This is a genomic window from Sorangium sp. So ce448 (assembly GCF_051520915.1).
Classification (GTDB): Bacteria; Myxococcota_A; Polyangia; order Polyangiales; family Polyangiaceae; genus Sorangium; species Sorangium cellulosum_B.
This window is the reverse complement of the sequence record NZ_CP150343.1, coordinates 11821139-11832424: the sequence shown is the minus strand read 5'-3', so window position 1 is coordinate 11832424 and position 11286 is coordinate 11821139. Positions and strand designations below refer to the sequence as shown.

Annotated in this window: 1 protein-coding gene; it reads right to left on the bottom strand. The window is 75.4% G+C overall.

Going from position 1 to position 11286, the window contains the following annotated elements:
- Nucleotides 1–26: 26 nt before the first annotated feature.
- A complete protein-coding gene (locus WMF45_RS44720) occupies nucleotides 27–11276 on the bottom strand; it encodes a type I polyketide synthase (RefSeq protein ID WP_437719646.1) in 11250 nt (3749 codons plus the stop codon).
- Nucleotides 11277–11286: the final 10 nt, after the last annotated feature.

Below are 11286 nucleotides of genomic sequence, written 5' to 3'. Positions count from 1 at the left end.
GCGCCTCGACGATTTGCTCTTGCGGATTACTCATGAACGCCCTCGCTCCCCTCGGAAGATCGCGGATCCTTTGCGTTGCTCAGCGCGAGTCGGACCAGGTCGGCGACATCCATCGTGGCGATCTTGCTCGCGGGCTTCTTCGGCTCGGTCGAGCCGGTCGCCGCGCTCTCTCGCTCCGCGAGGCGCAGCAGCGGCTCGAGCAGGCCAGCCTCCCTCAGGCGCGCGACGGAGAGCGACGCGAGCGCGCGACGGACGTGCTCGTCGTCCGGCGCGCGCTCGGCGCGCGGACGGCTGGCCCCGATCAGCTTGCCGAGGAGGAGCTCCGCGACCGCGTTCACCGTCGGGTGATCGAAGAGCAGCGTCGCCGGCAAGCGCAGGCCCGACGCGGCGGCGAGGCGGTTGCGGAGCTCGACGGCGATGAGCGAGTCGAGGCCGAGCTCTTGGAGCGGGCGGCGCACGTCGAGGCTGCTCGCGGAAGCGAGCCCGAGGACCGTGGCGACCTCGGAGCGGACGAGATCGAGCAGCGCCTGGCCTCGATCGGCCTCGGGCATCGAGAGGAGGCGCTCCTTCAGCGTGGAGGCGCTCCGCGCGTTCGCGGCGACCCGACGCGCGCCCTTCGCTCGGAGGAGGCCGCGGAGCAGCGGCGCTGCCGCCTGCGCGTTCGCCTGGATCTTCGCGACGTCGAAGTGCGCGAGCACGAGCGCGGGCTCCGGTCGAGCGAGGGCGGCGTCGAGGAGGGCGAGGCCCTGCTCGGAAGAGAACGCGCGCAAGCCGCCGCGCGCGAGCCGGCGCAGGTCGGCCTCGCCCATCTGCGCGGTGAGGCCGCTCGCCTCCGCCCAGTGACCCCAGTCGAGCGAATGGGCCGCGAGCCCCTCCGCCTTCCGCGCTTGCGCGAGCGCATCCAGGAAGGCGTTCGCGGCGCTGTAGCTGCCCTGACCCGGGCCGCCGAAGATGCCGGCGAGCGAGGAGAACAGCACGAACGCGGAGAGATCGAGCTTCCGCGTGAGCTCATGGAGGTGGAGGGCGGCGTCGACCTTGGCGCGCAACACCGGCCCGAGCCGCGCCGGGGTCAAGGAGGAGAGCATGCCGTCGTCGAGCGCGCCGGCGGCGTGGATGACCGCCGTGAGCGGGCGCTCTCCGGGCACGGATGCGAGGAGCGCCTCGAGCGCTCGCCGATCGGCGGCGTCGCACGCGGCGAGCGTGACGCGCGCGCCGAGCGCTTCGAGGTCGCGCTTCAGGAGGTCGGCCCCGGGCGCGTCGGCGCCGCGCCTCGACGTGAGGAGCAGGTGCTTGATCCCGTGGCGCTCCGCGAGGTGGCGGGCGACGAGGCCGCCGAGCGTGCCGGTCCCGCCCGTGATGAGGACGGTGCCCTCGGGTGACAGCCGACGAGGGACGGTGAAGGCGACCTTGCCGACATGGCGGGCTTGCGCGAAGCCGCGGAAGGCCGTGGGGGCCCGCCGGATGTCGTACGGCGTGACGGGCAGGGGACGAAGCGCGCCCCTCTCGAACAGGGCGAGGAGCTCGCCGAGCATCTCCTGGATGCGATCGGGGCCCTCGTCGATGAGGTCGAAGGCTCGGTACCTGATGCCGGGGTGGGCCGCCGCGACGGCGCTCGCGTCGCGCAGATCGGTCTTGCCCATATCGACGAACCGCCCGCCTCGGGGCATGAGGCGGAGGGACGCGTCCACGAACTCCCGCGCGAGCGAGTTGAGGACGACGTCCACGCCGCCTCCCTGCGTCGAGGCGAGGAAGCGGGGCTCGAAATCGAGCGCGCGCGAGGACTGGAGGTGCGCGTCGTCGAGGCCCCGCGCGCGCAGCGCGTCCCACTTGCCCGGGCTCGCGGTCGCGAAGACCTCGGCGCCGAGGTGGCGAGCGATCTGCACCGCCGCCATGCCGACCCCGCCCGCCGCCGCGTGGATGAGCACGCGCTCGCCGCGCTCGAGGCGAGCGAGGCGCACGAGGCCGTGATAGGCGGTGAGGAACGCGATCGGCGTGGCCGCCGCTTCGAGGAAGGACCATCCCTCGGGCATCCTCGTCACGAGGCGGCGGTCCACGACGACCATCGGCGCGAACGCCGCGAGGAAGAGCCCCATCACCCGGTCGCCCGGCTCGAGGTCGGTGACGCCAGGGCCGACCTCGCTGACGACGCCGGCCCCCTCGCCGCCGAGCGGCTTCGCTTCGCCGGGGTACATGCCGAGGGCCTCGAGCACGTCCCGGAAATTGAGCCCAGCCGCGCGAACGGAGATCCGGAGCTGGCCGTGGGCGAGCGGCGCCGCCGCCTCGGGGTATTCCACCAGCGCGAGGCTCTCGAGCGTGCCCTTCGCGCCGATCGCCAGATGCCACGCCGGAGCCTCCGGGACGACCAGCGCGGCGCCGGCGCGCGGCCGCGCGATCCTCGGGACGAGGACGCGCCCGGCGCGCAGCGCGATCTGCGCTTCGGACGCCTCGAGCACGGCCGCGACCGCGGCGGGCAGCGCGCGGCGAGACGCGTCGGTGTCGTCGAGGTCGACGAGCAACAAGGTTCGATCCGGGCTCTCGGCCTGCGCCGAGCGGACGAGCCCCGCGATCGTCGCGTCCGCGAGGCCCGGAGCGCCTTCCTCGGCGCTCGCCGCGACCGCGCCGCGGGTGAGCACCACCGTCTTGCAAGCAGAGAGGCGCTCGTCCTCGAGCCACTCTTGCAGCAGGGTGAGCGCGTTCCCGGTCGCGTCGTGGACGGCGGCGGCGAGCTCCGCCGCGCTCTCGCGGGGCGCGCTCGCGGAGCACCCGAAGACGAGCACGTCGGGCGGCGCCGCGCCCTCATCGAGCGACGCCCTGAGCGCGGCGAGGTCCGAGGGGCTCGCGACGGTGAGCGGGGAGGATTGCAACGCGTGCGCCAGCGCGAGATCGTGCGCGCCGACGAGCGCCCAGGCGCCGTGCGCCGGCGACGTCGAGGGGGGGAGCTCGACCTCGGTCCACTCGACGAGCAGCGGGGCGTCATCGCGCGCCGCGGGGCCGCCGCGGAGCTCGGCGGGCGAGACCGCGCGCGTCACGAGGTCGTCGATCGAGGCGACCGGCTCGCCCGTCGCGTCGGCGATCGCGAGCGAGAGGCTCGCGTCGCGCTCGCGGCGCGTGAGGCGCACGCGGAGCGTCGAGGCACCCACGGCGCGGAGCGAGACGCCGGTCCACGAGAACGGCAGGCCGACCTCGCCTCCGTGGGGGGATCCATCGGCCAGGAGCGCGTGCAAGGCCGCGTCGAGCAGCGCGGGGTGAAGCGCGAAGCGACCGGCGTCCTTCGCGGTCGCCTCCGGGAGCTCGACCTCGGCGAAGAGCGCGTCGCCGTCTCTCCAGGCCGCGCGCAGCCCTCGAAAGTCCGGGCCGTAGCTGTACCCCAGGTCGGCGAGGCGCTCGTACAGGCCGTCGGTGACCAGAGGCGCCGCCCCGCGAGGCGGCCAGGCGCGCAGATCGAAGGCGAGAGCTCCGCTCGTGGGGGCCAGGGATCCGCTCGCGTGCCGGGTCCAGGTCGCCTCGTCCGGCGCGTCTTCGGAGCGCGCGTGAAGCGCGAGCGGCCGATGGCCACCCTCGTCCGGAGCGCCGACGGCGAGCTGGAGCAGCACCGCCCCTGTCGCAGGGAGCGCGAGCGGCGCTTCGAGCGTGAGCTCTTCGATCCGGCCCATGCCGACGGAGTGAGCCGCCGCGAGCGCGAGCTCCACGAACGCGGCGCCCGGCAGGATGACGGTCCCCAGCACCGCGTGCCCCGCGAGCCAGGGTTGCTCGGCCACCGAGAGCCGCCCCGTGAAGATGAACCCGCCGGTCTCCGCGAGCGCGACCCAGGCGCCGAGCAACGGGTGATCGGCGGAGACGAGCCCGGCGGACGCGACGTCGGCGCTCGCCTTCTTGGAGGCCTCGAGCCAGAAGCGCTCGCGCTGGAACGCGTACGTCGGCAAGGCGATCCGACGCGGGCCGAAGGGGGCGAAGAAGCTCGACCAATCGATCGCGTAGCCCCGCGCGTGGAGCTCGCCGAGCGAGAGGAGCAGCCGCGAGAGCTCGCCCTCCTCGCGCCGGAGGGAGCTCACGACGACGGCGCAGAGCCCCGAGCGCTCGATGTTCTCGTCGAGCGCCAGCGTCAGCACGGGGTGCGGGCTCACCTCGACGAAGAAGCGGTGCCCGGCGGAGAGCAGGCGCGCCATGGCGTCGGCGAAGCGGACGGTCTGGCGGAGGTTCCGGTACCAATAGCCGGCGTCGAGCTCCGTCCCGTCGAGCTTCTCCCCGGTGACGGTCGAGTAGAGCGGGATCGCGGCGGGCCGCGGCTGGACGCCGGCGAGCTCGGTCATGAGCTCCTGGCGGACCGCGTCGATCTGCGCCGAGTGCGAGGCGTAGTCGACGCGCACCTTCCTCGCGAAGACCTGCGCCGCCGCGAGCTCGTCGAGGAGCGCGTCGAGCGCCTCGGGCTCGCCCGAGACGAGCGCGGCGCGGGCGCCGTTGACGGCCGCGATGGAGAGGCGCCCGCCGAAGCGCGCGAGCCGCGCCTCGAGCGCGCTCGCCTCGAGCTCGACGGCCGCCATGCCGCCCCGCCCGGAGAGCCTGGTCAGCGCCCGGCTCCGCAGCGCGACGATCTTGGCGGCGTCCTCGAGGGACAGGGCGCCGGCCACGCAGGCCGCGGCGATCTCCCCCTGGCTGTGGCCGACCACGGCGTCGGGCTCGACGCCCACGGACCGCCAGAGCGCCGCCAGCGCGACCATGACCGCGAAGAGGACCGGCTGCACGACGTCGACGCGATCCAGGGACGGCGCCCCCGCGTCGCCGCGCAGCACGGCGAGGAGCGACCAGTCGACGTGGGGGACCAGCGCGTGCTCGCAGGCCTCGAGGCGCTCGCGGAAGACCGTGGACGTCTCGAGGAGCGAGCGCGCCATGCCCGCCCACTGCGAGCCCTGTCCGGGGAACACGAAGGCGACCCTGCCCCCGACCTCCCTCCGGCCGAGCGCGACGTTCGGGGCCGCGCGCCCCTCGCCCAGCGCGGCGAGCGCGTCGAGGAGCGCCTGCCGATCGGCGGCGATCACGGCCGCGCGCTGATCGAAGTGCGTGCGCGCGGTGGCGAGCGACGCCGCGACGTCGAGGAGGTCGAGGTCCGGGTGCGCGTCGAGGTGTGCGCGGAGGCGCTGCGCTTGTTCGCGGAGGGCGCCTTCGGTCTTCGCGGAGAGGAGCACGGGGAGCGCCGCGGGCGCCTCGCGCGACGGCTCCGCCGGCGTGGCCTCCGGCCGCTGCCACTCCTCGACGATCGCGTGCGCGTTGGTGCCCGAGAGGCCGAACGCCGAGACGCCCGCGCGGCGCGGGCCCGCGTCGCGCCGCGGCCAGGGGCGCAGGGCCTCGACGACGTGGACCGGGAGCCCGTCCCAGTCGATGTGGGGGTTGCGCGGGCTCGCGTGGAGCGTCGCCGGGAGGGCGTCGTGGCGCAGCGACGCGACGACCTTGGCGAGGCCGGCGAGGCCGGCGGCGTACTCGCTGTGCCCGATGTTGGTCTTCACCGCGCCGAGGAGCAGCGGGCGCGCGGCGTCGCGCCCCTCGCCGTAGACGGCGCCGAGCGCCTGGACCTCGATCGGATCGCCGAGCGACGTCCCCGTCCCGTGGCACTCCACGACGTCGATGTCCGCGGGCGAGAGGCGCGCGTCCTCGAGCGCCGCGCGGAGGACCTTCTGCTGCGAGCTGCCGTTCGGAACGGTGATCCCGCTCGAGGCCCCGTCGTGGTTGACCGCCGTCCCCCGGACGACCGCGAGGATGTCGCGCCCGCGCGCCTCTGCGTCGCCGAGGCGCTCGAGGGCGAGGACGACGACGCCCTCGCTGCACCCGAAGCCGTCGGCGCTCGCCGAGAAGGTCTTGCAGCGGCCGTCGGGGGAGAGCGCGCGGGTGCGCGAGAACACGACGAAGAGCTCGGGCGACGTGATCACCGTCGCGCCCGCCGCGAGCGCGAGGTCGCACTCGCCGCTGCGCAAGGACTGGCACGCGAGGTGGAGCGCGACGAGGGAGGACGAGCACGCGGTGTCGACGGTCAGCGCCGGCCCCTGCAGGCCGAGCGCGAAGGCGAGCCGCCCGGCGGCGAACGGCGCGGCGCCCATCGTGGAGTACGCGTCGGCCTCCGCGCCCTGCTGCATGTACGCGTAGTCGTTGGTGCCCGCCCCGACGAAGACGCCCGTCCGCGAGTCCTTGAGCGAGGCGGGGACGATGCCGGCCTGCTCGAGGACCTGCCACGCGGTCTCGAGGAGGAGCCGGTGCTGCGGGTCGATGCGCCGCGCCTCGCGCGGGTTCACGCCGAAGAAGCCCGCGTCGAAGAGGTCGACGCCGTCGAGCAGGGCGGCGTCTCGCACGTAGCACTTGCCCTTGGCCTCGGGGTCCGCGTCGTAGAGCGCGCCCGCGTCCCAGCGGCTCTCGGGGATGGGCGCCACGGCGTCGCGCCCTTCGGCGAGCAGCTCCCAGAAGCTCTCGAGGTCGGTCGCGCCGCCCGGCAAGCGGAGCGCGAGGCCCACGATCGCGATCGGCTCGTCGCCGTGGTCGCTCGCCAGGCGGGGCGCCTCGCGCGCCTCACGCGCCTCACGCGCCTCACGTCGATCGCCGGCGAGCGCGGCGGGCGTGCCGAGGGCGGGGGCCAGGCGCTCGCGCAAGAACCGCGCGAGCGCTTGCGGCGAGGGGTGGTCGAACGCGAGCGTGGCGGGCAGCTTGATGCCCGTCGCGCGCTCGATGCGGCGCCGCAGCTCGACGGCCATGAGCGAGTCGAGGCCGAGCTCGAAGAAGCCCTTCTGCGGCTCGATGCGGAGCGGGTCGGGGTGCCCGAGGACGGAGGCCGTCTCAGCGAGCACGAGCGAGGCGATGCGCGCGGAGCGCTCCTGCTCCGGGAGCTGGCCGAGCGCGGAGAGGAGCTCCGCCTCCGGAGCGCGCGACGAGGCGCCGTCCGCTATGCCCTCCAGCGCGCGGCGCGCCTCCGGCAGATCGAGGAGGAGCGGCGAGGGGCGCGCCGATGCAAAGGAGGGCGTGAAGCGAGCCCAGTCGATGTCGGCGACCGCGAGGTGCGTCTCGCCGTGATCCAGCGCCTGCGCGAGGGCCGCGAGGGCGAGCGAGGGCGCCATCAGCGAGAGCCCGTGGCGCCGCAGGCGGTGGCTCGGCGCGTCGGCGTCCGCGGGCTCGCCCCACGCGCCCCACGCGATGCAGGTCGCCGTCAGGTCGAGCGCCCGGCGCTGCTCCGCCAGCGCGTCGAGGAAGGCGCTGGCGGCCGCGTCCGGGCCCTGCTGGCGCGCGCCCCAGACGCCCGAGCCCGAAGAGAACATCACGAACGCGTCGAGCGGCCGCTCGCTCAAGAGATCGTGGAGGTGTCGCGCCGAGGCCGCCTTCTCGCCGACGACGGCCGCGAGCGCGGCGATCGTGGTCGCGGCGAGCGGCGCCTCGGGGGCGGCGTCGGCCGCGTGTACGACGGCCTCCACGGGGGAGCCGTCGGCCTCGAGCCGCTCGAGGAGCGCCGCGAGGGCGGCCCCATCGGACACGTCGCAGGCGGCGAGCGTGACCCGCGCGCCGAGCGCCTCGAGCGCCTCGCGCAGCCCGCCCGCGGCGTCCTCGGGGCCGCCGCGGCCCGCGAGCACGAGGTGGGTCGCCCCTCGCTCGGCGAGCCAGCGCGTCACGTGCGCGCCGCTCGGGCCCGTGCCCCCGGTCACGAGGACGGTGCCCCGGGGCTTCCAGGCGCGGGCCGCCCCGGCGTCGCCGAGCGGCGCCCGGACGAGCCGCCGCGCGAGCAGACCCGTGGCGCGCAGCGCGAGCTCGTCCTCCCCGTCGCGCCGGCCGATCGCGCCGACGAGCCGGTCCACCGCCCTCGCGTCGAGCGCGCCCGGCAGGTCGACGAGCCCTCCCCAGCGCTCCGGGTGCTCGCGCCCGACGACGCGGCCGAGCCCCCAGGCCATCGCCTGCACGGGGCGCGCGATCGCCTCGGCGCGCCCGACCGACACGGCGCCGCGCGTGAGCAGCCAGAGCGGCGCCCCGACGCCCGCGTCGCCGAGCGCCTGCACGAGGGCGAGGGTGAGCGCGAGCCCAGTGGAGAGCGCGGGGTGCGCGCGGAGCGGCGTCTCGTCGAGGGGGACGAGGGAGAGGACGCCCCGCAGGGCCGCGCCGTCCGCGACCGCCTCGCGGACACGCGCGGCGAGGGCGGCGCGGTCGGCGTCCCCCTCGGCGACGGACAGCGCCGTCACGCGGGCCCCTCGCTCCGTGAGCGCGCCCGTGAGCAGGGCGGCGAGGTCCTCCTCGCCGCGGCTCGGCGCGACGAGGAGCCAGTCGCCGGCGACGTCGCCCTTGCCCGCGCTCGCGAGGGCCTTCCACGCGACGCGGTACCGCAAGGCGTCGAGCGCGCTCTTCGTCTTTCTGCCGCGATGAAACGTGGTCAGCGTGGGGAGGAGGCTCGCCAGCGAGAGCCGGTTCTCGGCCTCGCCGAGGCCCAGCTCCCGAGCGAGCGACTCGACGTCGCCCTTCTCCACCGCGCGCCAGAACTCGGTGTCCTCCGGCGCGGACGGCGCGGCCTTCTCGCCGCCGGGCGCGGGCGGATCGAGCCAGAACCGGTCGCGGTCGAACGCGTAGGTCGGGAGCTCGACGCGGCGCGGCGCGAGGCTTTTGAAAAAGACCTTCCAATCGACGCGGCCGCCGCGCGCGTGGAGCTCGGCGAGCGAGGACAGGAAGCGCGCGAGGTCGCCCTGGTCGCGGCGCAGGGAGCCGACGACGCTCGCCGCGGCGCCCGAGCCCTCGATGGTGTCCTGCACGGCGAGGGCGAGGACCGGGTGCGGGCTCACCTCGACGAAGAAGCCGTGGCCGTCGGCGAGGAGCGCGCGCGTGGCCTCCTCGAAGAGGACCGTGTCGCGGAGGTTCCGGAACCAGTACGCGGCGTCGAGCTCGGCGCCGGCGAGCTTCGCGCCGGTCACCGTGGAGTAGAGCGGGATCGAGGCCGCGCGCGGGGCCAGGTGCGCGAAGGCGCGCAGCACCTCGCCGCGGAACGCCTCCATCTGCGCGTTGTGGGCGGCGACCGCGCTGGTCCGCACCCTGCGCGCGAAGACGTTCGCCGCGCCGAGCTCGGCGAGGAGCGACTCGATGGCGGCGGGCTCGCCGGACACGAGGGTGGATCGCGCGCTGTTGATCGCGGCGATCGAGAGGGCGTCGCCGAACCGAGCGATGCGCTCCTTGACCTCGGCGGCGGGGAGCTCGATGGAGAGCGTCGCGCCTTGCCCGGAGATCCGCGCGAGCATCCGGCTGCGCCGCGCGACGATGCTCGCCGCGTCGTCGAGCGAGAGCGCGCCGGAGACGTAGGCCGCGGCGATCTCACCCTGGCTGAAGCCGGCGATGGCCTCGGGCTCCACGCCCATCGAGCGCCACAGCGCAGCGAGCGACACCATCACGGTGAAGAGCAGCGGCTGAACGACGTCGATGTCCTCGAGGGAGGGCGCGCCCTCGTCCCCGCGCAGCGCGGCGACGAGCGACCAGTCGAAATGCGTCGAGAGGGCGCGCGCGCAGGCCTCGAATTGCGCCCGGAAGGCGGGCGCGCCGTCGAGCAGCGAGAGCGCCATCCCCGCCCACTGCGACCCCTGGCCGGGGAAGACGAACACCACCTTGCCGCGGGCTTCCGCGTGGCCGAGCGTCGTGCACGGCGTCGCGCCCCCGTCGCGGAGCGCCGCGAGGGCGTCGAGGAGCGCCTGGCGATCCCCCGTGACCACCGCCGCGCGGCGCGGGAAGTGCGAGCGCGTCGTCGCGAGCGAGAAGGCGACGTCCGCGAGATCGAGATCGGGGCGCGCTTCGAGGTAGGCGCGCAGGCGACCGGCGTTCGCGCGGAGGGCCGTGTCGCTCTTCGCCGACAGGAGGAACGGCAGGACGGCGGGCCGCGGCGCCGGCTCGGTGGGCTCGGCGGTCGCCCTGGGCGCTTGCTCCAGGATCACGTGAGCGTTCGTGCCGGACAGGCCGAACGAGGAGACGCCCGCGCGCCGGGGGCGGTCGCCGTCCTCGAACGCGACGGGCTCGTTCAGGAGGCGGACGGTGCCGGGCGACCAGTCGATGCGCGGAGACGGACGCTCGGCGTGCAGCGTCCTCGGCCAGACGCGGTGCTGCAGCGCGAGGACGATCTTCATGACGCCGCCGACGCCCGCGGCCGCCTGCATGTGGCCGAGGTTGGACTTGAGGCTGCCGAGCCAGAGCGGGCTCTCCTTCGAGCGCGCCTCGCCGTAGGCCGCGAGGAGCGCGTGCGCCTCGATGGGGTCGCCCAGCTTCGTGCCGGTGCCGTGCGCCTCCACGGCGTCGACGTCCCCTGGCGAGAGGCGCGCGCTCGCGAGCGCCTGACGGATCACGCGCTCCTGGGCGGGACCGCTCGGGGCGGTGAGGCCCTGGCTCCTCCCGTCCTGGTTGACGGCCGAGCCGCGGAGGACGGCGAGGATGGGGCGGCCGTCCCGCTGCGCGTCCGAGAGGCGCATGAGGACGAGCACGCCGGCGCCTTCGGCCCAGCCCGCGCCGTCGGCCTCGGCGGAGAAGGACTTGCACCGCCCGTCGGGCGAGCCGGCGTGCTGCGTCCCGAACTCGGCGAAGATGCTTGGCGTGGCGATGACCGTCGCGCCGCCGGCGAGCGCGAGATCGCACTCGCCGTCCCGCAGCGACTGGCAGGCGAGGTGGATGGCGACGAGCGACGAGCTGCACGCCGTGTCCACGCTGATCGCCGGCCCCTCGAGGCCGAGCGTGTACGCGACGCGACCCGAGGCGATGCTCGCCGCGCGCCCGCTGATCACGTAGCCCTTCAGGTCCTCCGCGCCCCCGGGCGCGGTGAGCTGCTCGCCGCCGTATTCGTTGTGGGTGATGCCGATGAACACGCCGCTCCGGCTGCCGTGGAGCGTGGCGGGGTCGATCGCCGCGCGCTCGAGGGCCTCCCACGCGGTCTCGAGCAGCAGGCGCTGCTGCGGATCGATGGCGATGGTCTCGCGGGGGCTGATCCCGAAGAAGGCCGGGTCGAACTCGTCCGCGTCCGCGACGAACCCGCCCGCCCGCGCCAGGCGTCTGCCGCCGTCCTGGTCGCCGGCGTGCAGCTCGTCGATCTTCCAGCCGCGGTTCGCGGGGAGCTCCGAGATCGCGTCGCGGCCCTCGTCGAGCAGGCGCCAGAAGTCCTCCGGCGAGCGGACGCCGCCCGGGAAGCGGCAGCCCATGGCGACGATCGCGATCGGGGCGCCCTGCTGGCTCTCGGCCGCGCGCAAGCGCTGGTGCGCTTGCTCGAGCTCGCCCATCGCCTTCTTGAGATAGGCGCGCAGCTTCTCCTCG